This is a genomic window from Rhodocyclus gracilis (genome assembly GCF_009617575.1).
Taxonomy (GTDB): Bacteria; Pseudomonadota; Gammaproteobacteria; order Burkholderiales; family Rhodocyclaceae; genus Rhodocyclus; species Rhodocyclus gracilis.
Genome location: NZ_WIXJ01000001.1, coordinates 571792 through 594636, shown reverse-complemented (window position 1 = coordinate 594636; position 22845 = coordinate 571792). Strand labels below are relative to the sequence as shown.

Genomic DNA, 22845 nt, shown 5'->3' with positions numbered 1-22845 from the left:
TCCGAGGTCGAAAGGCGCGCGGGGGGCAAGGGGCTGTTGCTCGCATTCTAGCGGTGTCGGGCGCACAGGCTTTGCCCGCGACGAGCGGTACAAAAAGGCGCGCCGGCCGGCGCGCGTTTTTCATTAGAATTCGCCCCTGCCATTGAAGGCGATACGCAGTGTGTGCGGTGTGCGATATCCGCAATAGTCGCGGTAGGCGAATCAGCCGCACCATTCGAACTATCCGCACCATCGGCGTCGCCGCTTGACCCAAGGAGAATATACAGATGTCCGAACATGGTTTTCACGTTCACGGTCCGCATGATCATGAGGTCGAACACGTTGCCCAGCACGGCGGCGACAATTTCACGTCGCGTCTGGCGGTGCTGACGGCGGTGTTGTCGACGATTGGCGCCATTTTTGGCTACATGGGCGGCCATTCGCAGAACGCCGCGCTGCTCTACAAGAACGAGGCGGCGATCCAGAAGACGTCGGCCTCGAATCAGTGGAACTACTATCAGGCCAAGAGCAACAAGCAGAATCTCGCCGAGCTGTCGGTGACGCTGACGAGTGGCGAGGCGCAGGAGAAATTCCGTCAGGCCGTTGATCGCTACAAGAAAGAAAAAGAAGAGATCAAGGTCGAGGCCGACCGCCTCGAGGCCGCCGCCAAGGAAGCCGACGAGAAGAGCGAAGTCGAGATGCACGTCCATGAACGCTGGGCGCTGGCGACGACGCTCTTGCAGATCGCCATTGCACTCTCTGCCATCACCCTGCTGACACGCAAGCGCTGGATGCTGGTGAGCGTGTACGGAGCGACCGGCCTTGGGCTTGTCGTCGGCGTCGTCGGCTATTTGCATCTCTAGCCGGCGTATGCGTCCCCTGCGGCTGTCGTGGTGGCGCCTTCGGGCGCGTCGCTTGGCGTCTCGTGCGGCGCTGTGCCGGGTCTTGCAGCGGGCGAGCCTTGGCGTCTGCCTCGTCGGGGGCGGATTGGCTCACGCCGGCGACTGTCGCGTGGCCTTCGACATGGGGTCTTCCGGCATTCGGGCGGGCGCGTCGAATAGCGCGGCGACGGCGCGTGCCGATATCGACTACCTCTCGCCGCAGTGGAGCGGTCGCGGTGTGCGGGACACGCTCGTGCCGACCATCGCTGCCCTGAACGCCTTGCCGCGTCAGGCAGCGTTCGCCTCGGAGTGTGCCCGCGTCGGGGGCGGTTTTTCGGCCTGGCGTTTCGCCCTGGCGCACGAGCCGGTCGCGCTGGTGTCGATGCTCGCCGAGATTCACACAGCGAGCGGCGTCGCCGTGCTGGTCATTCCACCGCTTCAGGAAGGCGCCTACGGCTACGTCGCTGCCCGCCAACTGCTCGGTGACCGCTTGCAGACTTCGCATGTGCTCGATATCGGCGGCGGCAGCCTGCAAATTGCCGGCGCCAGTACGTCGTTTGTCGACACACTGGGGCAGAAGGTCTGGTATCGCCAGCTGTGCGAGTTGGCGGGGGCTCCCGCTGACGAGGCCTGCCATCTGCAACCGATGTTACCGGCGTCTCTGGCTCTGGCGAGGGAGGCTTTGGCGAAGCGGCTTGCCGGCGTGCGCGCGGCCTTGCCCGAGGGGGCAACGATGACGGCGATCAGTCGGCCCGTCACGCGTGGCGTTTTGCCGGCGCTGACCCGGCTGGATGGGAATCCGGCGCCGCAGTTGTCGCAAGCGCGCATCCGCGCGGCGATCGACCATCTGTCCGCTTTGAGTGTCGAGGCGAGTGCGGCGCTGGCCGGCATCGCGCCGGAACACGCGGCGTATCTCCTGTCGGATTTGCTGTTGCTCGACGGCTTGTTGCAGGCGACGGGCGGCGATGCCATTCAGGTGGCCGAAATCGATCTGACCAACCTGCCGGGGCTGCTCGCCGACGATCGTGCATACGCCTGGGAGCGCCATTACGCCTGCTATCTCGCGCGCTTGGGCGAGCGCGGTCTGGCGGCCTATGCCAGCGATCCGGAGACGTGTGCGCCCTAGCCGGGCGTATGGCGGGCAACTTCGCTGCCTCGCATGCGCGCGCCGCCGCGCCTGCGCCGGATACACGCCCCACGCAGCAGCGCGGGGCGAAACAAATACATACACTCTGTCGCAATGCCTGAACATGCCGCGAAAGGCCTTGGGTCCAAGATGCGGCTCCGTGTGCAGTGTTGTTTATTCTTCCAGGAGGTGCTTCATGAATGCTCAGGAACACGAACAGCTCAGCCGTTTTCTTCAGCAGCTGACGCAGGCGCAAGCAGGGGCCAAGGATACCGAGGCCGCGGCGCTGATTCGGGAGGCGTGCGCGCGGCAGCCGGATGCGGCGTATCTGCTGGTGCAGCGCGCGTTTCTGCTGGAGCAGGCGGTGCAGGCGGCGCAAGCCGAGAATCAGCGTTTGCAACGCGAACTCGCCAGTGCCAACGAGCGTCTGGAATCAGGCCGCGCCGCCAGCGGTGCCGGTAGCAGCTTTTTGAGTGGCAACGCCTGGGGCCGCGCTGCGGCGCCTGCTCCGGCGGTGGCTGCGGCGCCGGCCCATGCCGCTGCGGCGCCTGCCGCTCCCGCCGCGACGGCGGCCTCGTCCTGGGGCAGTGGCGTGCTGGGTTCGGTGGCGACCACCGCGGCGGGCGTGGTGGCCGGCTCCTTCCTCTTTCAGGGCATCGAACACTTGATGGGCGGGCACAATGCCGGATCCGGCTTTTTCGGCTCGGGTAACTCCGCCACGCTGCCGGGGCCTTCGACCGAAAATGTCGTCGTCAACAATTACTACGGCGATGACGCTATTGCCCGCGCCGAGAGCGAGGATCGTTCGACGAGCGATTTTGCCGCCGACGATCTGGGCGACGACTACTTCGATACGGTCTGAGCGAAGGCGCTCACGGTCCGCATTCTCCTTGGTCATCGCCATGGTCGGGGAGAATGGTTCATAATTCGGCCTCTTTGCTTTTACGATCAGGCGCTTTCATGAACGATCTTACCGCTGCTGCCAACCTCGCCTCTGCGGCGGGGCATTCCCATCCGGTCGAGGGCGTCGCGCACGCCACGACCAGCAACGCGTCGGCCGCGCCAATGACGGTGGCCGAGGTGGAGGCGCTGTTCGCGCTGCCCTTGATGGATCTGCTGCATCGCGCCCATACGACGCATCGCGCCCATTTCGATGCCAACGAAGTGCAGCGTTCGGCGCTGCTGTCGGTGAAGACCGGCGGCTGTGGCGAGAACTGTGGCTACTGTTCGCAGTCGGCGCATCACGAAGGTGAGAAGCCGCGTGAGTCGCTCCTGTCGGTCGAGCAAGTCGTTGCTGCCGCCACTGCCGCCAAGGAGCAAGGCGCGTCGCGCTTCTGCATGGGCGCCGCCTGGCGCGGCCCGAAGGACTCCGATCTCGTCAAGGTCGCCGAGATGGTCAGCGCGGTGAAGGCGCTTGGTCTGGAAACCTGCGTCACCTTGGGCATGTTGAAGGACGGTCAGGCCGAGGCGCTGAAGGACGCCGGTCTCGACTACTACAACCACAACCTCGACACCTCGGCTGAGCACTACACGAACATCGTTACCACGCACAAGCAGACCGACCGCGTCGAGACGCTCGGCCGCGTGCGTGGCGCGGGGCTCAAGGTCTGCTCCGGTGGCATCGTCGGCATGGGCGAGTCGCGCCGCGACCGCGCGGCGCTGATCGCGCAGCTCGCGGCGATGGAACCGCCGCCCGAGTCGGTGCCGATCAACCACCTGACGCCGATTCCCGGCACGCCGCTGGAAAACGCACCGCCGCTGGATCCTTTCGAGTTCGTGCGCACCATCGCTGCGGCGCGCATCGCCATGCCGAAGAGCTTCGTGCGCCTGTCGGCCGGCCGCCAGAACATGTCGGAAGAGCTGCAGGCGATGTGCTTCTTCGCCGGCGCCAATTCGATCTTCTACGGCGAAAACCTGCTCACCACCGAGAACGCCGACGCCGAGCGCGATCAGGCGTTGTTCGCCAAGCTTGGTCTGCGCGCTATCTGAGCGCTTTCGCCAAGCGGTTGCTCGGCGGGTGACGTCGGGCGAGCCGTGGCAATGACGCGCGCGCCTGAGTCAGGCACCGACCGCGCCGCCATCGATCGGCGGCGCGTGCAGGCGAATTTCGCGCGTGCGGCAGGCACTTATGCCTCCCTCTCGGTGGTGCAGCGCGAGATCGCGCGCCGCCTCTTCGAGCACCTCGACCCGGTGCGCATCGCGCCGCGGCGCATCCTCGATCTGGGCTGTGGCAGCGGCGCCGACCTCGTTGCCTTGCATGAGCGCTACCCTGGCGCAGCGGTGCTCGGTGCCGATCTGTCGCCGGCGATGTTGCGCGAAGCCCAGCGCCAGCAACGCTCCCACAGCTGGCTGTTGCCCTTCTTGCGACGCGCGCGCGCGCCCTTGCTGGCGGCCGATGCCGCCGCACTGCCGCTCTCTTCCGCCAGCTTCGGCTTTATCTGGTCGAATCTCATGCTGCACTGGTTGGCCGAGCCGCGCAGCGTCTTTGCTGAAGCGCATCGCCTCCTCGAAACGGGCGGTTTGTTGATGTTCTCGACGCTCGGCCCCGACTCGCTGAAAGAACTGCGCGCCGCGTTTGCGACGGCGTACGGCGGCGAAGGTAGCGAAGGCCGAGCACGCCCCGATCCTCATGCGCATACGCATCGCTTTGTCGACATGCACGACCTCGGCGACATGCTGGTCGAGAGCGGTTTCGCCGATCCGGTGATGAACATGGAAACGCTGACGCTGACTTATCCGTCGCTTTCCGCTGCGCTCGCCGATCTGCGCGCCGGCGGCGGCTGTGCGTTACGTTCCCGGCGGCGCGGGCTGATGGGACGTCGCGAATTCGAGCGTTTCACGGCGGCGTGCGCGGGATCGATGCAGGAAGGGCGTTTGCCGATCACTCTGGAAGTGATTTACGGCCACGCCTGGCGCGCTGAGTCGCGTCGTGCGGAGGATGGTCGCGCCATCGTCCGCTTCGTTCCACCGCGTACGCACGGGGCGGAGTGAAGACGCGGCGCTGAAGTGGTAGCGTCAGGAGCAACCACGGTACTGCGTGGCGTTGCCGACAGCGGCGCAGGAATTTCGCGTGGCTACGAGTTGCGTCGCCTGGGCTGGCTCAGCTTGGCTGTCTGTGGGACTTCGGAGAGACTTCGGCGGCGCGCGGCGGGTTTGCTCCGTTACGAGTACCCGGTTAACGAAAAAAGGGCGGTCGAGACCGCCCTTTTTCTTTGCGAGTGCGCTGACTCAGTGCAGGCCGGCAGCGTAGTCGGCGACTGCCTTGATTTGCCGGTCGGACAGCTTGGCAGCGATCGTCCGCATCATGGCGGCCGGATCGTTGGCGCGCTCACCACTACGGAAGGTATTCAACTGCGCTTCGGTGTACTCGGCGTACTGGCCCGCAAGACGCGGGAACTGGGCGGGCAGGCCGGCGCCGGCGGGGCCGTGGCAGCTGGCACAGGCAGGGATGCCCTTGGCGAAATCGCCACGACGCCACAGGGTACGGCCTTCAGCGGCAAGTGCTTCGTCCTTGGAGGCGTTGGCCTTGTGTTCCTGACGGCTGAAATAGACACCGAGACTCTTCATGTCGTCATCGCTGAGCGATGCCGCCATGCCGAACATGATCGGATTGTTGCGGACCATGGTCTTGAAATTGCCGAGCTGCTTGGTGATGTAGTCGGCACCTTGGCCGGCGAGGATCGGGAACGCCGTCGTCGGTGCATTGCCGTCGGCACCGTGGCATGCGACACAGACACTGCTGGCGATCTGCTTGGCCTTTTCGAGGTCGACTTTCGTATTTGCGGCTTCGCTCGCGAATACGGGGAGGGTGGCGGCCAGGAGAACCGCGAGCGCCGTGGTACGAATCATGTTCAAACTCCTATTGACGAATCTGAGGCCGGAGAACGGGAGCTGCAAAGCTGGTATTCTATAACACTTTGCTTTCCGGGCGAACTACGCCGATTTCCCATGCCACTGTTCCAGAAGGCGGTTTTCCATACGACCGTCGCGCGACTTGGCGACCTGCCCGTTGATTCTTGCGGAGAAGTTGCCTTTGCCGGGCGTTCCAATGCCGGAAAATCCTCGGCGATCAACACGCTCGCCAATCACACGCGCCTCGCTTACGTCTCGAAGACGCCGGGGCGGACGCAGCATCTGAACTTCTTCAGCCTCAGTGAAGGGCGCTACCTCGTCGACCTGCCCGGGTACGGGTTTGCCAAGGCGCCGGGCGATATTCGCTCGCAGTGGGACGCGCTGCTGGCGCCTTACCTGCGCTTTCGCGAGCCGCTGCGCGGACTGGTGCTGATCGTCGACTGTCGCAGCCTGCTGACCGAGCTCGACGAGCAGATGCTGGCGTGGTTCGCGCAGACGGGTAAGCCGGTGCATGTGCTCATGACCAAGGTTGACAAGCTGACGCGCGCCGAGCAGATGCGCGCGCTGCAGGCAATGCGCGAATCCGTGCGGGCCTTGGGCGACGAAGATTTTGCACAGCGCTGCTCCGTTCAGTTGTTTTCCAGTTTGAAGAAAATTGGTGTCGACGCCGCGAAAAAAGTTCTCGGCGCTTGGATGGGCCTGGATGTCCAGGCGACACCGGCGCCGCCAGCGGCACCACGCACAGAGAAAAAGGCGCGGCCGCGCAATCGTACGGCCAAGGGCTGGAGCGCGCGTGCAGCCGCCAGTGCCTTGCCGAGTGCGCGTCAGGAACGGCGTGCCGAGCTGGCCCGGCAGGCGCAGTCGACGCCAGAATCGCTCGTCTCTGTCGCTGCGGATGCGACCAACGAGACGAACGGGACGAACGTTGCCAACGTTACGAACAAGGCGAACGATGCCAAGACGCCAATCGCGGCGGATAGCAACACGGACGCTAGCGAAAAATAGACAGATCGACGGTTGTAGCCCCGCTTCGTCGCGCCTTGGATGACGCCGAGTGGAGCTTTCAGCCGACCAATAAAAAGCCCCCGGCGAAGGGTGTGCCGGGGGCGAAACAGCCTTAATGGGGTTAAGGCACCCGCTCAGGGAGGTGAAGCGGGAGATGGCAGAAGCCATCTGCTTGCTCTGAGATGTTCGGGGGACAGAAAGTTCCGGCTACGGCGAAAATTGTTGCGGCCGGTGTGTTTAACCTTGGTAACTGAATGGCAGGACTATCCATGACTACGACTGGTGGCTTTCCCGTAACGCGCATGCGCCGCATGCGCCGCGATGACTTTTCGCGCCGCTTGATGCGCGAGTCGGTGCTCACCCCCGACGACCTGATTTACCCGGTATTCGTGCTGGACGGGCATGACCGTACGGAAACGGTGGCGTCGATGCCGGGCGTCGAGCGTCAAAGCATCGATCGTCTGTTGAAGACGGCCGAACGTGCCCTGACGCTGGGCGTGCCGGCGCTGGCGCTGTTCCCGGTGATCGATAAAGCGCTGAAATCGCCTGGTGCCGAGGAGGCGTGGAACCCCGATGGCCTGATGCCGCGTGCCGTCGCCCGTCTGAAAAAGGAATTTCCGGAGCTTGGCATCATCACCGACGTCGCGCTCGACCCCTACACCAGCCACGGGCAGGACGGTCTGATTGCCGCCGATGACCCCAAAGGCTACGTGCTCAACGACGAAACGCTCGAAGTACTGGCCAAGCAGGCCCTGGCGCACGCGCGGGCGGGTGCCGATGTGGTGGCGCCGTCGGACATGATGGACGGGCGTATTGCCCGCGTTCGCGCCGAGCTGGATGGCGATGGCCGCATCTACACGCGCATCATGGCCTACTCGGCCAAGTATGCGTCGAGCTTCTACGGTCCTTTCCGCGATGCGCTGTGCACCGCCGGCAATCTGGGCAAGGGCAACAAGTACACCTACCAGATGGACCCGGGTAACTCCAATGAGGCGCTGCGCGAAGTCGCGCTCGACCTCGAAGAAGGTGCCGACATGGTGATGGTCAAGCCCGGTATGCCTTACCTCGACATCGTCCGTCGCGTGAAGGATGAGTTCAAGGTGCCGACCTACGCCTATCAGGTCAGCGGCGAATTCGCGATGCTCAAGGCTGCGGTGCAAAACGGCTGGCTCGACGAAAAAGCCTGTGTTCTGGAAAGCCTGCTTGGCTTCAAGCGCGCCGGTGCCGATGGCATCCTCACCTACTTCGCGCTTGACGCTGCCGAGTGGCTGAAGAAGGGCAAGTAAGCGTCGTCCCCTGAAGTGCTCGCCGCACGGGGAATCCGGTGTGGCGGGCGCATGAAAAAGCCCCGTGCGATGTTTCGGCACGGGGCTTTTTTTGTGTTGCCAGTGGTGTCGCCAGCGCTAAGCGCGGCGCGGGCGCCTTAGCGAACGATCAGGCGAAAAACAGCCGAGACCGGCTGGCTGATGCGTTCCTGCCATTCGCGCGTGCGGCTCTCGACGAAGTGGAAGAAGAGCGCACCGGCGATGTTGCAGGCGATCCACGCGATGATCATGCCGCCGATGTTGAGCGCCGGATCGTCGATGCCCAGACGCGAGAAGGCGGCGTTGATGACGAGGGCGACCGGGAAATTCAGCAGGAAAACCGAGTAGGAAATCTTGCCGAAATACGAAGCCAGCGCGCCACCGATCCCCTTGCCGGGCCAGTTTTCGAGGCCGCCGGTGTGGCGTGCGATACCGAGTGCCAGCGCCACGGTGAGGGCGACGGCGATGCGCGAGCGGAATTCGACGACAAGCGCCATGCCGACCAGCGCCGCCAGCGCGGCGAGCCAGAGCAGTGCGCGAGGACGTGCCGAGAGCCAGTAGGTGAGCGCGCCCAGCCCGTAAGCGCCGAAAAAGTAGATGCCCCAGTCGTCCCAGTCGGCGTCGAGGTTGAAGACGTAGAGCGAGGCGGCAGCGAGGGCGGCGACGAGGGCGGCGCCGATGACCTTTTCCTGGTTCTGACGGCTGCTGCCATGGTGGGTGCCGGCGAAGTGTTGTCCGAGCCAGAGCAGCGCCAGCAGGAGCGCGAACAGCTGGAAGTCGATGGCGACATACCAGACGCCGGCCGAGAGCGAGTCGATGTTCAGCACACCGTGCAACAGCAGGGCATGGGCAGCGAACTGGGCGGCGGTCGGCGCATCGGGGATGGAGTCATGGTCCATCCAGCTGCGCGCGACGGCGGCACAGACGATGGCGATGCCGATGGCGGCGAGGTAGGGGATGACGAGCTTGAGGTAACGGCGGCTCAGCAGCGCCAGCGGCGTTGCCGTACGCAGGCGCCCTTCCGGCGCGAGGCTGCGCGCGGCGAGGAAACCGCCAACGACGAGGAATACCTGCACGGCGATACGGGCGTTGCCGTACAGCCAGTCGATCATTCCCGGCACCAGTTCGTAGGCGCGATCAGACATCGGGCCGTAGAAGGCGAGGTGGTGCAGAACGATCAGTTGCGAACCGACGGCTTTGAGCGCGTCGATGAACGGCATGCGTTGCGGGTCACGGCTTGTTTCGCGATTCAACGTTCGGTCTCCTGGCAGTGGCTGCCGGATACCCGACACGGGGCGGCGTGAGTGCGAAAGGATGAAGAAGAGTGGAGGCTGGCGCCAGCCGCCGATGGCGGGAGTGGCGCACAGTCAGGGGCGTGTGCGGCAAGCAGACCGCGGCAGCCAGCAAGGGCTGCGGTCACGAAGAGAGGGGTGTGCATCGGGGGAGGCTACGAGCTTCGTCGGGGACGAAAGCGCAGTATTGTACGCCGTTCGATTATTTTGTGCGGCGGGATATTGCAGTTTTTCCCGCCGCGTGCTTCTTGCGCCGCGCGTCTGGCGGCGTTGCCGGCATTAGTTGGCAGCGGACGGGCCGAGCGCTTCTTTGCCTTGGCTCAGGCAGGCGAAATAAAGCATTGTCCATTGCTGCGCCCAGGCGGTCAGCGGTTCGCGCGTGAAGCCGCTTTTGGCGTAAAGCTGCCAGCGACCCAGCACGTAGCACAGCAACACATTGGCGAGCCCGGCAAAATCGGCGTCGGTCGCCAGTTCTTCCTGCGTTGCGGCGACGCGCAACGACTGCTTGATGGCCGCTTCGACGCGTTCCAGCAGCTGGTTGATGCGCGCCTGCAGGCGCTCGTTTTCATTGACGAGGGCGTCGCCGATCAGAACGCGCGTCATGCCGCGATTGCGCTGTGCGAAGCCGAGCAACAGGGCGAGGATGTGCTCGACCTGCCGCAAACCCTGCGTCTCTTCGCCGGCTATCTGGTTGATGACGCCGAAAAGGCTCGACTCGATGAATTCGATGAGGCCATCGAACATCTGCGCCTTGCTGGCGAAGTGGCGGTACAGCGCGGCTTCAGAACACTCGAGGCGGGCGGCCAGCGCAGCCGTGGTGATCTTTTCGCCCTTCGGCGTTTCCAGCATTTCGGCCAGCGTTTGCAGGATTTGCAGACGGCGTTCGCCCGGCTTTGGCATGGCTTCTTCCCCGTGTTTACTCGTTTTTGTGATGCGCGATTATAGCGGCCAGCATCGGTGGGGCAAATCGAGTACCGAACGCACGCGGACGTCGACATGCGGCGGGCGGCGCAAGCTGGTGCTTACCCACACTGTTTTCATGCCGAGCCGTTTGGCGGTCGCCAGATTGGCGGCGCTGTCCTCGACCATGATGCAGCGACGGGGATCGAGGCGCTCGGCGTGCAGGACGCGGTAGAACGCCGCAGGCGCCGGTTTCGGGATGAAACGCATCTGCTCGATGGCATAGACGGCGTCGAAGCAGTCGTACAGGCCGCTCAAGCGCAACACCGCTTCGGCGTAGGTGGCCGGGCCGTTGGAGAAGACGATCTTGCGCCCCGGTAACCGGCGCAGGGTGTCGCGCAGCCCGCGTTCGGTGACCAGCAGGCTGCCAAGGTCGTCGAACTGGTGCGTGAGCGTCAGGAAATGCGCCGGATCGATCGCGTGATGGCGGATCAGGCCGAGGAGGGTGGCGCCGTAGCGCTGCCAGTAATGCTGGCGCAAGCGGCTGGCGCCCGCGTGGTCGAGCGCCAGGTGCTCGACGATATACGCCGTCATGGCGCGGTTGATGTGCGGGAAGACGTGCGCGCTGGCGTTGTGCAGCGTGTTGTCGAGGTCGAAGAGCCAGGTGAGCTGCCTGTCTCTTCGCGCGGGGTGTGTCGCCGATGGGGGAGCGCTCGCGCGCCTGTCCATCGGCCGGGCTGTCACGTTTTCGCGATTCAACGCGACTTGATCATCGTGCCGACGCCGTGGTCGGTGAGGATTTCGAGGAGGAGGGCGTGTTCGACGCGTCCGTCGATGATATGCACGCTCTTGACGCCGTTGCGCGCGGCGTCCAGGGCTGAGGAGATCTTCGGCAGCATGCCGCCGGAGAGGGTGCCGTCGGCGATCATGTCGTCGATCTGGCGCGGCGTGATGCCCGTCAGCAACTCGCCTTTGTCGTCGAGTACGCCCGGCGTGTTGGTCAGCAGCACCAGCTTTTCGGCCTTGAGCACTTCGGCGATTTTGCCGGCGACGACGTCAGCGTTGATGTTGTAGGTCTCCCCCGCTGGCCCGACGCCCACCGGGGCGATCACCGGAATGAACGCGCCGTTTTGCAGGTGCGCGATCACCGACGGATCGATCTGCGTGATGTCGCCGACTTGTCCGACGTCGATCTGCTGGCCGGGGTGTTCGCGATCGTCGAGCAGCAGCTTCTTCGCGCGAATCAGCCCGCCATCCTTGCCGGTCAGGCCAACGGCACGCCCACCCGCCTGATTGATCAGGTTCACGACATCTTTGTTGACCTGCCCGCCGAGGACCATTTCAACGACTTCCATGGTTTCGGCGTCGGTGACGCGCATGCCCTGAATGAATTCGCCCGTTTTGCCGACGCGGGCAAGCAGGTGCTCTATCTGCGGGCCGCCGCCGTGCACCACGACGACGCTCATGCCGACGAGCGACAGCAGCACCACGTCGCGCGCGAAACATTGCTTCAGGTGCTCGTCGGTCATGGCGTTGCCGCCGTATTTGACGACGATGGTCTTGCCGTGAAAACGCTTGATGTAAGGAAGTGCTTCGGCCAGAACGGCGGCGGCGACATCCGGTCCGGAGAGACGATCGGTCATGGCGGGGAATCCTGCGGCAAAAAGTGGCAGAAAGATCGGTCGCCGCAGAGCGGCGCCCGAAGCAGAGGACGGCGGATTCTACCCGGCGGCGAATAGTGATGGAAAGCGGCGACGGACAGCGGCGAGGCAAAGAAACGGCCGCGGGAGTCGGCTGGGAGGCGGCGCTGGCGGAACGCTCCCCGTGCATGGCGGTCTGCTGCGTGGACGATGTTACTTTCAGGCACAATGTGCCATGCGGGTACGCCGTTCGCCGGGTCTGTGCGGTGGTGTGCCGCGTGATTCGGCAGCGTGGCTGCCATCGTCTTCATCGCACGCATCGAGAGGAGTCCATCATGGTTGAGGCAACACCCGTCGTGGGAAGCGCTGCCGGCAATGCCGGCGCTGCCGTCAAAACCAACCGTTGCATGGCCTGTGGCCGCGAGTTCGGCTGCGGTCTCGCCGAAGGTGCCGCGCGCTGCTGGTGCATGGACAAGCCGCCCGGCGTCGCCGTGCCGACGGCGGAGGAAGCCGCCTGTTACTGCCCGCAATGCCTCGATGCGCGCCTTGCGGCGAGTGCCTGAGTCTCCCGACAAGCCCGCAGCCCGGGGCGTTTAACGACCCGGTGTTGTGCGGCGCAGGCGTTCAGGCAGGGCGAGGATGGCGTCGCGATTGCTCCAGGAGAAGCACTCGGCGGCGGCGGCCTGCCAGGGTAGCCAGCGGTAGGCGAGATGTTCGCCGGGGGCGAGCGTGACCGGGCAGGGCGCAGGTATTTCGAGGGAGTAGACGTGTTCCTCGTTGTGCGTCACGCCTGGCGCGTAGCGGTGACGCCATTCGGCGAAAATCTCGAAGCGTGAGCTTTGCTGCCAGTCGAGCAGGTAGCAGCTACCGGTGTCGCTAGCGCTGTCAGCGATGGCGGTACTGTTTGCCGCGACGACAATTCCTGTTTCTTCGCCGACTTCGCGCCTGGCTGTTTCGGCGAGGCTTTCGCCTTCTTCCTGGCTGCCGGTGACCGATTGCCAGTAGCCGGGATGGCTCGCGCGTTCGAGCAGCAAGACCTGTAAATCCGGCGTGTGGATCACGACGAGGACGGAGACCGGCCGCTTCCAGCGCGGTGCTGCGCTGACGTCGCTCATGGGAAGTCGGGCAGGTCGCCTGCCGGAACGAAAATCCACAGGGGGGCGAGGCTGTTTTGGCGAGCTTCGGCGACGGCAGCGAAGACTTCCAGCAAGGTCGCGGCACCGTCGGCATCGCCCGTGCGCAGCCGCGTGTCGCCGTGCAGCAAAAGAACGGCGCCACGCGCCGGTTCGTCGGCAAAGTCGCCGAGACAGTCACTCAGGGCGTCGAAGTTGGCACCGTACCAGTCGGGGAAGGTGAGCGCCTTGCCGAGTTCGCGCAAGGCCGCAGTAGCGTTGTCGCAGTCACTGAGATCAACGGTGACGCAGGCCAAGCCAAGCGCTTCGGCGGCGGCCGCCAGCGTCGGCCATTCGGCAGCGGGCAGACGGCGCAGGCCGGCAATGCCTGGACGGGCGAGCGCGGCGCGAAAATAGGGCAGTTCGCTCATTCGCGAATCCGGCGGAAAGTGCGGTAATGGTCGTCGCTGTAGTAGAACTCGCCGCCAGGAGCCGCTTGCGGTTCGCCGCCGGCGATGATGCGACGGGCGCCCCGGTCGCGGGCGCCGGGGGTGGGGACGGTGAACTCGCGATAGTAGCCACGCGCTTGTGCGGGCAGTCGGTGTTCAAAATTGCCGAACACGCTGCCGTCTTTGCGCACGAAGGGGAAAGGGCCGCCGCGCCGGATCAGGCGCAGCGTTTCGCGGGCTTCCGGCGGCAGGTCGGCCACTGCCACCGTGCCGATGCCGCTGGTGGGGGGGGCGAAAAACGCGCGTTCGTTGAAACTGTCACGCGCCTGCGCCGGAAAGCCGAAGACACACGCGGCCAGCGCCAGTAGCAACAGCGCCCGCACGTGCTGGCCGAATCGGAGGAAAGAGGCGAACGGCACGGGCGGGGCGTTGGGGCGAGTGAGTGGCTGCAGTGGTGTCAGCGCGTTCAGGCGCCTTGCGACGTCGCCGGTTCGCTCGCCACATCGACCTGTGTCTCGAGCTTCTGGCGCAGGCGGATGTGCAGTTCGCGCAGTTGCTTCTCGTCGACGCCCGAGGGCGCGTCGGTGAGCAGGCATTGCGCACGCTGCGTCTTCGGGAAGGCGATCACGTCGCGGATCGATTCGGCGCCGGTCATCATGGTGACGATGCGGTCGAGGCCGAAAGCGAGACCACCGTGTGGCGGCGCGCCGTACTTGAGCGCGTCGAGCAGGAAGCCGAACTTGGCCTGCGCTTCTTCCTCGCCGATGCCGAGTGCGGCGAACACCTTCTCCTGCACGTCGGCGCGGTGGATCCGCACCGAGCCGCCGCCGAGCTCCCAGCCGTTCAACGCGAGGTCGTAGGCCTTGGCCAGGCACTTGCCCGGATCGCTCGTCAGCAGGTCGAGGTGCTCGTCCTTCGGGCTGGTGAAGGGGTGGTGGCAGGCGACCCAGCGCTTGGCGTCCTCGTCGTAGTCGAACATCGGGAAGTCGACGACCCACAGCGGCTCCCAGGCCTTGCCGTTAACGAAGCCCTTTTCGTGGCCGAGCTTGACGCGCAGGGCGCCGAGCGCGTCGTTGACCACCTTCGCTTTGTCGGCACCGAAAAAGATCAGGTCGCCGGAAACGGCGCCAGTGCGTTCGAGGATGCCGCGCAAGGCGGCTTCGTGCAGGTTCTTGACGATCGGCGACTGCAGGCCGGTCTCGTTCGGCTGGCTGGCGTCGTTGACCTTGATGTAGGCCAAGCCACGTGCGCCGTAGATGGCGACGAACTTGGTGTATTCGTCGATTTCGCCACGCGTCAGCGTCGCGCCGCCGGGAATGCGCAGCGCGGCAACGCGGCCGCCTTCGCTGTTGGCGACGCCGGCGAAGACCTTGAACGACACGTCACGCACCAGATCGGTCACCTCGGTCAGCTCGAGCGTGACGCGCAGATCGGGCTTGTCCGAGCCAAAGCGCTGCATGGCTTCGGCGTAGGTCATGCGCGGGAAGGGATCGGGCAGGTCGGCGTCGATCGCTTCCTTGAAGACGCGGCGGATCAGCTTTTCCATCAGCGCGGTGATTTCGTCCTCGCTCATGAACGAGGTTTCCATATCGACCTGGGTGAACTCCGGCTGGCGGTCGGCGCGCAAATCTTCGTCGCGGAAGCACTTGACGATCTGGTAGTAGCGGTCGAAGCCGGCGACCATCAACAGCTGCTTGAACAGTTGCGGCGATTGCGGCAGCGCGAAAAACTGTCCCGGATGCACGCGCGACGGGACCAGATAGTCGCGCGCGCCTTCCGGCGTGCTCTTCGTCAGCATCGGCGTTTCGATGTCGATGAAGCCAGCGTCGTCGAGGAAACGGCGGAAGGCGCGCGCCACCTTGTAGCGCAGTTGCAGGTTCTTCTGCATCTGCGGGCGGCGCAGGTCGATGACGCGATTGGTCAGGCGGACGTTTTCGGAGAGATTCTCTTCGTCGAGCTGGAAGGGCGGCGTCACCGAGGCGTTAAGCACGTCGATGTCGTGGCACAGCACTTCGATTTCGCCGGAGGCGAGATTGGTGTTTTGCGTACCTGCCGGGCGGGCGCGGACGCGGCCGGTGATTTTCAGGCAGAACTCGTTACGCAACGACTCGGCGATGGCGAACATCTCGGGACGGTCCGGGTCGCAGACGATCTGCGCCAGACCTTCGCGGTCGCGCAGGTCGAGGAAGACAACCCCGCCGTGGTCGCGCCGGCGATGCACCCAGCCACAGAGGGTGACCTCCTGGCCGATGAGTCCGGAATTGAGTTGCCCGCAGTAATGAGTTCTCATGATGTGATAGCGCTAGCGTTGGACGCCCTGGCGGGCGTCGGAGTCGTTAAGGAGTTGGCCTGGAAGGAATCAGGCCGCAGGATCGGCGATGGCCGTACGGGCGTTTTTCTTGCGCAGACGCGGTGAAGGCGGTGCGACAACGCCCATCGAAATGATGTATTTGAGTGCCTCGTCGACGCTCATGTCGAGTTCGATGACATCTTCCGAGGGCATCATCAGGAAGAAGCCGGAGGTCGGGTTCGGCGTGGTGGGAACATAAACGCTGACCCAATCCCCGGTCAGGTGATTGGCGACATCACCGCCGGGGTGCCCCGTCAGAAAGGCGATGGTCCACGAACCGGCACGCGGGTACTGGACCAACAGCGCCTTGCGAAACGCTTGCCCATTCGATGAAAACAGCGTGTCGGAAACCTGCTTGACGCTGTTATAGACCGAATTGACCACCGGGATGCGTGCCAGCAGGAGCTCCCACCAGCGCACCAGTTTTTGTCCGACGATATTGGCCGTGACAAGCCCGGTGAGAAGGATGACGGCAAGCGTCAGCAGGGCGCCGGCACCCGGAATATCAAAACCGACCAGCGAGTGCGGATGTACAGACTCCGGCAACAGTCGCAGTGACTGGTCCATGGTGCTGACGATCAGCGACAGCACCCAGGCCGTGATGGCCAGAGGTACCCAGATCAACAGGCCGGTAATGAAATAGCGTTTCATCAGTTGTTGGCGCACCCACAGGCGCCCGTTCCGCCGGCGCAGGGCGGCAGGCTTTCTTTGGCGGGCTTGCTGGCGGATGAGGAGCCGCCGCCCTTGAAGTCGGTTTCATACCAGCCGCCGCCTTTGAGCTGGAAGCCAGCGGCGGTCAGCTGCCGCGCGTAGGAATGGCTGCCGCATTCCGGGCAGACGGAAATCTGCGGATCACTGAGTTTTTGCAGATGGTCCTTCTCGAAACCGCAAGATTCGCAGCGATAAGGGTAAATCGGCATCGTTATCCTCCTAATGGGGAAAATTATACCTGAATGGGAACGTGGGTCTGAGCCGCCGCAGCGGGCGAGTGCCTAGGCATGTGGCGGCGGAACGGTGTTTTTACAAGGGCAGCGGTGGTTTTTTGCTACAGAAGCGTCAGCCACAGCTGTGTCAGCTGCGTGCCACCGAACAGCGCGATCAATCCTGCGGCGGCCAGATAGGGGCCAAAGGGGATCGGTGTCTCGCGGCGGTGCCGGGCAAAGAGGATCAGCGTGATGCCGACGACGGCGCCCACCGCCGAGGAGAGTAGAACGATGAGGGGTAGCATCATCCAGCCAAACCATGCTCCCAGCGCGGCGAGCAGCTTGAAATCGCCGTAGCCCATGCCTTCCTTGCCGGTCGCCAGGCGGAAGGCCCAATACACGCACCACAGCGACAGATAGCCAGCCGCCGCGCCGATCACGGCCGAATGCAGGGAGACGAAGGTGTCGTTGAGGTTGAACAGCAATCCGGCCCACAGCAATGGCAGGGTGATGGCGTCCGGCAGAAGCTGCGTGTCGAGGTCGATCATGGCCAGCGCGATGAGTGCCCAGATCAGCACCAGGGCGGCCATGGCGTGCATGCCTGGGCCGAAATGCAGCGCCGCCAGCAGCGACAGGACGCCGCTCGCTGCTTCGATCAGCGGGTAGCGCAGCGGGATGGGCGTGGCGCAGGCGGCGCAGCGTCCGCGCAGCACGAGCCAGCTCAGGATGGGGATGTTCTCGCGGGCGCTCAGAGTGTGTCCGCAGTGCGGGCAGCGCGAGCGCGGTGTCGCCAGATTGAACGGTTTCACGGCGGCCACGGGGGCGCCGCTCAGTTCGTGGCATTGCTGCCGCCACTCGTTTTCCATCATCAGGGGCAGACGGTGGATGACGACATTGAGAAAGCTGCCGACGAGCAGGCCGAGCAGCGCGCAGGCAGCGGCGAAGAGGGTCGGGTCGGCGAAGAGGAAGAGTTCCGTGATCATGTCGGTGCCCGCTCAGCGGCGAGTCGGCGGTGCCGTTTCTGCGGGGATGTTGGTCAGTCGGAAGGGGCGGCGCGCGCGCCTGAAGGCGCGGGGGGCGATCATGCCGGCGCCGTGCAGGCTTGTAAAGGCGCGCACGGCCTCAGGTTTTGGGCCGGAAAATGCGCGCCACGCGGATGCTGCGGTCTTCGGTCTGGACGATTTCAATGGCGACGCCGGCAATCTTCAGGCCGATGCCGGCTTCCGGTATGTCGCGGAAATACTCGACGATCAGGCCGTTGAGCGTTTTCGGGCCGTCGAGCGGCAATGCGAGACCCAGCTTGCGGTTGAGTTCCCGCAAGGGGCGGCGGCCTTCGACCAGCACGCTGTTGTCGGCGCCCCAGGCGAGCGAGGCGGTCGAACCGGGCAGCGCTGTCGTGAATTCGCCAATGATTTCCTCGACGATGTCTTCCATGGTGACGAGGCCGAGGACTTCGCCGTATTCGTCGACGACGAGCCCGGCGCGGCGCCGGTTGTCCTGGAAAAACTGCAACTGCGCAACGACCGGCGTGCCGGCCGGGATGAAATACGGGGTTTGCACGTGCTCGGCGAGCGTTTGTGAGTTCAGTTCGTCACGGTGCATCAGGCCGATCAGGCGGCGCAGGTGAATGATGCCGACGATGTTGTCCGGTTCGCCGCGATAGACCGCCAGACGGGTGTGGTAGCTCGTCGCCAGACGCGCGGTGACTTCTTCCCACGGGGCATCGAGGTCAATCGCTTCGATCGAGGCGCGCGGCGTCATGACGTCTTCGACGGTCGTCTCTTCAAGCTCAAACAGATTGACGAGCAGGCTTTTGTGCTTGGGCGGGATGAGGTTTCCCGATTCCAGGACGAGGGTGCGCAGTTCGCCGGTCGTCAGACGGTTGGCTTCTTCGTTGGTCGTCGCCGGCAGGCGCATCATCGCCAGCAGGGCGCGCACGAAGAGATTGACGAACCACACGACCGGGTAGGCCAGTCGCAGCATGGGTGCCAGGACGTAGCCGACGACGATGGCCAGACGGTCGGCGTAGCGGGCCCCGATGACTTTCGGCGAGATTTCGGAGACGACCAGAATGGCGAAGGTGACGGCCAGCGTGCTGAAGCCGAGCACCCATTTTTCATCGCCGAACAGGCTGATCGTGATGACGCTGACGAGTGTGGCCGAGGCGGCGTTGATGAGGTTGTTGCCAAGCAGGATGACGCCCAGCAGACGGTCGAGATCGGCCAGCAGTCGCAAGGCTTGCGCGGCACCGCGATTGCCTTGTTGGGCCAGATGGCGCAGACGATAGCGGTTGGCCGCCATCATCGCCGTCTCCGACATCGAGAAGAAGCCGGAAAGGATCAGCAGGACGCCAAGTGCGGCAAATTGTACCGACAGCGGAAATTCGTCTTGCACGGAGGGCGTGGGGCCTGGGCGGGCCGTCGAGGTGGACGTGCCGGAAATTCAGCGTCTGGAGTATCGCGACGGCCGTTGACGCTTGTCAAGCCGCGTGCACAGTCCAGACGCTGTGGGGGTTTTAGCTTTGTCCGAGAATGACGTCGGCGACAAAGCGGCTGCCGACGTAGGCGAGCAGCAGCATGACGAAGCCGATGACCGTCCAGCGCAAGGCAAGACGACCGCGCCAGCCGTAGAAGGTACGACCGACGAGCAGCGCCGCGAAGATGCCCCAGGAGGCGAAGCCGAACAGCGTCTTGTGGTCGAAGGCGAGCGCACGGCCGAAAATCTCTTCGGAGAAGAACACGCCGCTGCCCAAGGCGACCGTCAACAGGACGAAGCCGACGCCGATCATGTGGAAGAGCATCGCTTCCATGGTGAGGATCGGCGGCAGGCTGCCGAGTCCGCGCGTCGTCGAGCGGCGATGCAGCTTGCGTTCGGCAAAACCGATGAAAAGCGCGTGCAGGGCAGAGAGCGTGAAGAGGCTGTACGCCAGCATCGCTGCGAGGAAGTGCAGCTTGAAGCCGAGCGCCTGAGCGTGCGCCAGTTCGCGCACCTCGGGGAAGACTGCTGGCAGGAAGGCGCAGACGGCGGCGAGCGGCAGTACCATGGGTTGCAGACCGTCCATGCGCGCGTGGAAGCTCTCCAGCCAGTGAATCAGGACCGCCAGCCAGAGCATCAGCGAGAGTGCGAGGCTGAAGGAGAAACGCATGCCGCCAGTGCCGAAGACCTCGACGTAGAGGCCGGTGCCATGCACGAGCAGTACCGCCAGGATGGCGCCACGTTCCCACGGTTGCATGGGGAGGGCGATCAGCGGCTTGTCTGTTTCCCGCCAGCGCGTGTTCCAGAAGTGATAACCCAGCACGGCGTAAAGGAGCGCCGCGACGATGGGGTACGGAAGTTGCAGTAGAATGTCGCTCATCGCTCAAGTTTACACCAAGCCGGAAGCCAAATGCTCGACAACCTCACACAGCGTCTCGGTCGCGTCGTCAAAACGCTACGCGGCGAGGCACGCCTCACCGAAGACAATATTGCCGACGCTTTGCGCGAAGTTCGGTTGGCGTTGCTGGAGGCGGATGTTGCCCTGCCGGTGGTCAAGGAGTTCATCGCCGCCGTGCGCGAGAAGGCCGTTGGCGAGGAGGTGGTCGGTTCCCTGACACCGGGACAGGCGCTGATTGGCGTCGTGCACGCCGAGTTGACGCGCCTGATGGGCGCTGCGCACGAAGGCTTGAATCTCGCCTCGCAGCCACCGGCCATTGTCCTGATGGCGGGCTTGCAGGGCGCCGGCAAGACGACCACCGTCGGCAAGCTGGCCAAGCTGCTGCGCGAAACGCAGAAGAAGAAGGTGCTGGTCGTGTCGTGCGACGTTTATCGTCCCGCCGCTATCGCCCAGTTGCAGACCGTCGCCGGGCAGGCGGGCGTCGATTTCTTCCCCTCCTCGGTCAGCGACACGCCGCTCGATATTGCCCGTGCTGCGCTCGACTGGGCCAAGCGTCACTATTACGAAGTGCTGCTCGTCGATACCGCCGGTCGTCTGGCCGTCGACGAGGCGATGATGCGCGAGATCGCCGAACTGCACGCGGCTCTGAAACCGATTGAGACGCTGTTCGTCGTCGACGCCATGCTCGGTCAGGACGCGGTCAATACCGCGCGTGCCTTCAACGAGGCGCTGCCGCTGACCGGCGTCGTGCTGACCAAGCTCGATGGCGATTCGCGCGGTGGCGCGGCGCTGTCGGTGCGGCATGTGACGGGGCGGCCGATCAAGTTCGCCGGCGTCGGCGAAAAGCTCAGCGGCCTGGAACCCTTCCATCCGGAACGCATGGCGTCGCGCATTCTCGGCATGGGCGACGTGCTGTCGCTGATCGAAGAGGCGCAGAAGGGCGTTGATCAGGAAAAAGCCGTTCAGCTGGCCAAGAAGCTCAAGTCCGGCAAGGACTTCGATCTCTCTGACTTCCGCGATCAGGTGGCGCAGATGCGCCAGATGGGCGGCTTGACGGCGATGATCGACAAGCTGCCGGCGCAGTTTGCCAAGGCGGCCGGGCAAATGCCCGCCGGTGCGCCGGACAAGGCGGTGGCGCGCATCGAGGGCATCATCAATTCGATGACGCCGCTGGAGCGCGCGCATCCCGATCTCATCAAGGCCTCGCGCAAGCGCCGCATTGCCGCCGGCGCCGGTGTGCAGGTGCAGGAGGTTAACCGCCTACTCACGCAGTTTGAGCAGACGCGCAAGATGATGAAGCAGTTTTCGCGTGGCGGCATCGGCAAGATGATGCGCAGCATGAAAGGCATGATGCCCGGCATGCGCTAAGCGCGACGGGGCGGTGGCCCGGATTTGCTGGGGCCGCCGCGGTGGCTTTCCCTTGCTAGACACCACGCGGCTTGCCGAGGGGGCGTACCAGAGAAGCGCGTTCGCGACCGGAGAGGTGGCGGGCGCGCCGTTTTTTTGCCCAGATGACGAGGCCGGTCAGGCACAGGCCGGCGATCAATAGGCCGCTCGCCGAGATCAGAGCGCGGCCGGGCACGCCGGCGATTCGGCCTGAGTGCAGGGGAAACATCGCCTGCATGAAAATGTCGCCCGGCGTGCCTGTGCCGGGAATGTCCGCTCCGAGAAACTGGCCGCTGGCCGCGTCGAAGCTCAGCCAGGGATTGCCTAGGCCGCCATCGCCGTGGCTGGCGCCGGCGGCGAAGAAGCCGACGCCGTACACGTTCTGCTGCTGGTCGTGATAGATGCCGCCGGCGGGGGCGGTGATGCCGCGCGCCAAGGCTTCACGGCGGGCGATGTCGAGGACGGCGCGCATGCCGATGTCGCGGTGTGGCTCGTCGGTGATTGCGGGGGGCACGCGCAGGGAGGCTGGCGCCGGTGTCAGCGGTGAAAACCAGCTGACCAGCGGGCGCATGACTTCGTCGCGCAGATTCATCGACACCGAGGTGACGGCAAGGGTGATGAGCAGCGGGAATAGCCAGACGCCGCCGGAGCGGTGCAGATCGAACTGCCGGCGATAGCCGCCGGCGCGCCAGCGGAAGGCGAACGACTGGCGCCAGTTGCGTCGGCTGGGAAAGGATATCCACAGCGCCAGTAGCGTATCGAAGCACCAGACGATGGCGATGCCGCCCATGAACAGCGTGCCGAGTGACAGCCCGAAGGCGTCGGGAAGATGCAGGCTGTAATGCAGCTTGTAGAGAAAGGGCAGCAGGTTTTCGCGCTCGAGCGTGGGCTTGCCCCATTCGCGTCGCGCCTGCACATCGCCGGTCGCCGGGTCGATGGCGACCTGGTTGTAGTCAAAAGTGGCGCCGCTCCCGCTTCCTGCGCCACTCGTGCGGGGCTCGACGAATAGCTGAAGGGCTTCCCCCGCTTCGAGGGTAAGGGGCAGGTAGCGTACGCGCAGGCGCGGTTCGGCGGCTTCCAGCCGTTCCGCCAGTAGCAGGGGCGGCAAGGTCGCGTCGCTCTTCGCCGCTTGGAAAAACTGCGGGTTGAGCCAGGCGTCGATTTCGTGATCCCAGGCGATGATGGCGCCGGTCAGACCGGCGACCGTCAGGAATAGCGCGCAGGCGAGACCGCAATAGCGATGCAGGACGACGAGACCTTGCCGCATGGCGGG

The 22845-nt window shown here is 64.6% G+C and carries 24 protein-coding genes; 9 read left to right on the top strand and 15 right to left on the bottom strand.

The genetic code is table 11. The features are described from left to right. Positions 1–266: 266 nt before the first annotated feature. From GHK24_RS02635 to GHK24_RS02615, 5 genes are all read left to right on the top strand, one after another. On the top strand, positions 267–842 hold the full coding sequence (locus tag GHK24_RS02635; RefSeq protein WP_153468481.1) for a DUF4337 domain-containing protein: 576 nt from the start codon (positions 267–269) through the stop codon (positions 840–842). Between the two features lie 52 nt (positions 843–894). Next, on the top strand, positions 895–1986 hold the full coding sequence (locus GHK24_RS02630) for a Ppx/GppA phosphatase family protein (protein WP_194286357.1): 1092 nt from the start codon (positions 895–897) through the stop codon (positions 1984–1986). 196 nt (positions 1987–2182) lie between these two features. After that, entirely contained in the window at positions 2183–2848 is a 666-nt protein-coding gene (locus tag GHK24_RS02625) for a DUF2076 domain-containing protein (protein ID WP_194286356.1), read from the top strand. Between the two features lie 203 nt (positions 2849–3051). Then, a complete protein-coding gene (bioB, locus tag GHK24_RS02620; RefSeq protein WP_228384515.1) occupies positions 3052–3975 on the top strand; it encodes a biotin synthase BioB in 924 nt (307 codons plus the stop codon). Positions 3976–4026: 51 nt separating this feature from the next. Further along, on the top strand, positions 4027–4977 hold the full coding sequence (locus GHK24_RS02615) for a methyltransferase domain-containing protein (protein WP_153468469.1): 951 nt from the start codon (positions 4027–4029) through the stop codon (positions 4975–4977). A 237-nt stretch (positions 4978–5214) separates the two neighbouring features. On the opposite strand, the gene GHK24_RS02610 is transcribed toward GHK24_RS02615, so the two are convergent. Next, the gene (locus tag GHK24_RS02610; RefSeq protein WP_153468466.1) at positions 5215–5835 is read right to left on the bottom strand and encodes a c-type cytochrome; all 621 of its coding nucleotides are present in this window, start codon (positions 5833–5835) and stop codon (positions 5215–5217) included. Positions 5836–5934: 99 nt separating this feature from the next. Between GHK24_RS02610 and yihA the strand changes: the two genes are divergently transcribed. After that, positions 5935–6843: a ribosome biogenesis GTP-binding protein YihA/YsxC gene (gene yihA, locus GHK24_RS02605; RefSeq protein ID WP_153468463.1), complete on the top strand. Its 909-nt coding sequence runs from the start codon at positions 5935–5937 to the stop codon at positions 6841–6843. A 269-nt stretch (positions 6844–7112) separates the two neighbouring features. After that, positions 7113–8129, top strand: coding sequence for a porphobilinogen synthase (gene hemB / locus GHK24_RS02600; RefSeq protein ID WP_153468460.1), 1017 nt, complete (start codon positions 7113–7115; stop codon positions 8127–8129). 137 nt (positions 8130–8266) lie between these two features. Here hemB and GHK24_RS02595 read toward each other — a convergent pair whose 3' ends face one another. From GHK24_RS02595 to argB, 4 genes are all read right to left on the bottom strand, one after another. Continuing rightward, positions 8267–9400, bottom strand: a complete 1134-nt coding sequence (locus tag GHK24_RS02595; protein WP_228384485.1) for an acyltransferase family protein — start codon at positions 9398–9400, stop codon at positions 8267–8269. Between the two features lie 318 nt (positions 9401–9718). Beyond that, positions 9719–10339 (bottom strand): nucleoid occlusion factor SlmA, encoded by a 621-nt coding sequence (gene slmA, locus GHK24_RS02590; protein WP_153468457.1) that lies wholly within the window; start codon positions 10337–10339, stop codon positions 9719–9721. 39 nt (positions 10340–10378) lie between these two features. Further along, positions 10379–11068, bottom strand: coding sequence for a pyrimidine 5'-nucleotidase (locus GHK24_RS02585; protein ID WP_153468454.1), 690 nt, complete (start codon positions 11066–11068; stop codon positions 10379–10381). Between the two features lie 26 nt (positions 11069–11094). Then, positions 11095–11982 (bottom strand): acetylglutamate kinase, encoded by an 888-nt coding sequence (gene argB, locus GHK24_RS02580; protein WP_153468451.1) that lies wholly within the window; start codon positions 11980–11982, stop codon positions 11095–11097. A 332-nt stretch (positions 11983–12314) separates the two neighbouring features. Between argB and GHK24_RS02575 the strand changes: the two genes are divergently transcribed. Continuing rightward, positions 12315–12542, top strand: coding sequence for a cysteine-rich CWC family protein (locus GHK24_RS02575; RefSeq protein WP_209022530.1), 228 nt, complete (start codon positions 12315–12317; stop codon positions 12540–12542). A gap of 30 nt (positions 12543–12572) precedes the next feature. On the opposite strand, the gene nudB is transcribed toward GHK24_RS02575, so the two are convergent. The 9 genes from nudB to GHK24_RS02530 form a co-directional block, all read right to left on the bottom strand. Then, complete coding sequence (gene nudB / locus GHK24_RS02570; RefSeq protein ID WP_153468448.1) at positions 12573–13094, bottom strand: dihydroneopterin triphosphate diphosphatase; 522 nt, start codon at positions 13092–13094, stop codon at positions 12573–12575. Further along, positions 13091–13522, bottom strand: a complete 432-nt coding sequence (locus GHK24_RS02565) for a barstar family protein (protein WP_153468445.1) — start codon at positions 13520–13522, stop codon at positions 13091–13093. Before GHK24_RS02565 ends, nudB begins: the two co-directional genes overlap by 4 nt. Next, positions 13519–13959, bottom strand: coding sequence for a ribonuclease domain-containing protein (locus GHK24_RS02560; RefSeq protein WP_194286361.1), 441 nt, complete (start codon positions 13957–13959; stop codon positions 13519–13521). Before GHK24_RS02560 ends, GHK24_RS02565 begins: the two co-directional genes overlap by 4 nt. A 47-nt stretch (positions 13960–14006) precedes the next feature. Next, on the bottom strand, positions 14007–15830 hold the full coding sequence (gene aspS, locus GHK24_RS02555) for an aspartate--tRNA ligase (RefSeq protein ID WP_153468440.1): 1824 nt from the start codon (positions 15828–15830) through the stop codon (positions 14007–14009). 69 nt (positions 15831–15899) lie between these two features. After that, positions 15900–16541 carry a DUF502 domain-containing protein gene (locus GHK24_RS02550; protein ID WP_153468437.1) on the bottom strand — a complete coding sequence of 214 codons (642 nt, stop codon included), beginning with the start codon at positions 16539–16541 and terminating at the stop codon, positions 15900–15902. Continuing rightward, positions 16541–16810 carry an FmdB family zinc ribbon protein gene (locus GHK24_RS02545; RefSeq protein WP_153468434.1) on the bottom strand — a complete coding sequence of 90 codons (270 nt, stop codon included), beginning with the start codon at positions 16808–16810 and terminating at the stop codon, positions 16541–16543. The genes GHK24_RS02550 and GHK24_RS02545 overlap by 1 nt, the downstream gene beginning before the upstream one ends. Positions 16811–16935: 125 nt before the next feature. Further along, the gene (locus tag GHK24_RS02540) at positions 16936–17796 is read right to left on the bottom strand and encodes a prepilin peptidase (protein ID WP_153468431.1); all 861 of its coding nucleotides are present in this window, start codon (positions 17794–17796) and stop codon (positions 16936–16938) included. Positions 17797–17935: 139 nt separating this feature from the next. Then, entirely contained in the window at positions 17936–19207 is a 1272-nt protein-coding gene (locus GHK24_RS02535) for an HlyC/CorC family transporter (protein WP_340642708.1), read from the bottom strand. 121 nt (positions 19208–19328) lie between these two features. Further along, complete coding sequence (locus GHK24_RS02530; protein WP_153468428.1) at positions 19329–20168, bottom strand: cytochrome C assembly family protein; 840 nt, start codon at positions 20166–20168, stop codon at positions 19329–19331. Between the two features lie 30 nt (positions 20169–20198). Here GHK24_RS02530 and ffh point away from each other — a divergent pair, with 30 nt between their 5' ends. Further along, the gene (gene ffh, locus GHK24_RS02525) at positions 20199–21554 is read left to right on the top strand and encodes a signal recognition particle protein (protein WP_153468425.1); all 1356 of its coding nucleotides are present in this window, start codon (positions 20199–20201) and stop codon (positions 21552–21554) included. A 55-nt stretch (positions 21555–21609) separates the two neighbouring features. On the opposite strand, the gene GHK24_RS02520 is transcribed toward ffh, so the two are convergent. After that, positions 21610–22839 (bottom strand): PepSY-associated TM helix domain-containing protein, encoded by a 1230-nt coding sequence (locus GHK24_RS02520; protein ID WP_153468422.1) that lies wholly within the window; start codon positions 22837–22839, stop codon positions 21610–21612. Positions 22840–22845 lie beyond the last annotated feature (6 nt).

What these genes read in the sequence shown, in the direction of transcription:
- hemB (WP_153468460.1), top strand. Translation starts at nt 7,113, where the DNA reads ATGACTACGACTGGTGGCTTTCCCGTAACGCGCATGCGCCGCATGCGC.
- GHK24_RS02540 (WP_153468431.1), bottom strand. Translation starts at nt 17,796, where the DNA reads ATGATCACGGAACTCTTCCTCTTCGCCGACCCGACCCTCTTCGCCGCT.
- GHK24_RS02550 (WP_153468437.1), bottom strand. Translation starts at nt 16,541, where the DNA reads ATGAAACGCTATTTCATTACCGGCCTGTTGATCTGGGTACCTCTGGCC.
- GHK24_RS02585 (WP_153468454.1), bottom strand. Translation starts at nt 11,068, where the DNA reads ATGGACAGGCGCGCGAGCGCTCCCCCATCGGCGACACACCCCGCGCGA.
- argB (WP_153468451.1), bottom strand. Translation starts at nt 11,982, where the DNA reads ATGACCGATCGTCTCTCCGGACCGGATGTCGCCGCCGCCGTTCTGGCC.
- ffh (WP_153468425.1), top strand. Translation starts at nt 20,199, where the DNA reads ATGCTCGACAACCTCACACAGCGTCTCGGTCGCGTCGTCAAAACGCTA.
- GHK24_RS02625 (WP_194286356.1), top strand. Translation starts at nt 2,183, where the DNA reads ATGAATGCTCAGGAACACGAACAGCTCAGCCGTTTTCTTCAGCAGCTG.
- GHK24_RS02520 (WP_153468422.1), bottom strand. Translation starts at nt 22,839, where the DNA reads ATGCGGCAAGGTCTCGTCGTCCTGCATCGCTATTGCGGTCTCGCCTGC.
- GHK24_RS02565 (WP_153468445.1), bottom strand. Translation starts at nt 13,522, where the DNA reads ATGAGCGAACTGCCCTATTTTCGCGCCGCGCTCGCCCGTCCAGGCATT.
- GHK24_RS02615 (WP_153468469.1), top strand. Translation starts at nt 4,027, where the DNA reads ATGACGCGCGCGCCTGAGTCAGGCACCGACCGCGCCGCCATCGATCGG.
- yihA (WP_153468463.1), top strand. Translation starts at nt 5,935, where the DNA reads ATGCCACTGTTCCAGAAGGCGGTTTTCCATACGACCGTCGCGCGACTT.
- slmA (WP_153468457.1), bottom strand. Translation starts at nt 10,339, where the DNA reads ATGCCAAAGCCGGGCGAACGCCGTCTGCAAATCCTGCAAACGCTGGCC.
- bioB (WP_228384515.1), top strand. Translation starts at nt 3,052, where the DNA reads ATGACGGTGGCCGAGGTGGAGGCGCTGTTCGCGCTGCCCTTGATGGAT.
- GHK24_RS02635 (WP_153468481.1), top strand. Translation starts at nt 267, where the DNA reads ATGTCCGAACATGGTTTTCACGTTCACGGTCCGCATGATCATGAGGTC.
- GHK24_RS02530 (WP_153468428.1), bottom strand. Translation starts at nt 20,168, where the DNA reads ATGAGCGACATTCTACTGCAACTTCCGTACCCCATCGTCGCGGCGCTC.
- nudB (WP_153468448.1), bottom strand. Translation starts at nt 13,094, where the DNA reads ATGAGCGACGTCAGCGCAGCACCGCGCTGGAAGCGGCCGGTCTCCGTC.
- aspS (WP_153468440.1), bottom strand. Translation starts at nt 15,830, where the DNA reads ATGAGAACTCATTACTGCGGGCAACTCAATTCCGGACTCATCGGCCAG.
- GHK24_RS02610 (WP_153468466.1), bottom strand. Translation starts at nt 5,835, where the DNA reads ATGATTCGTACCACGGCGCTCGCGGTTCTCCTGGCCGCCACCCTCCCC.
- GHK24_RS02575 (WP_209022530.1), top strand. Translation starts at nt 12,315, where the DNA reads ATGGTTGAGGCAACACCCGTCGTGGGAAGCGCTGCCGGCAATGCCGGC.
- GHK24_RS02545 (WP_153468434.1), bottom strand. Translation starts at nt 16,810, where the DNA reads ATGCCGATTTACCCTTATCGCTGCGAATCTTGCGGTTTCGAGAAGGAC.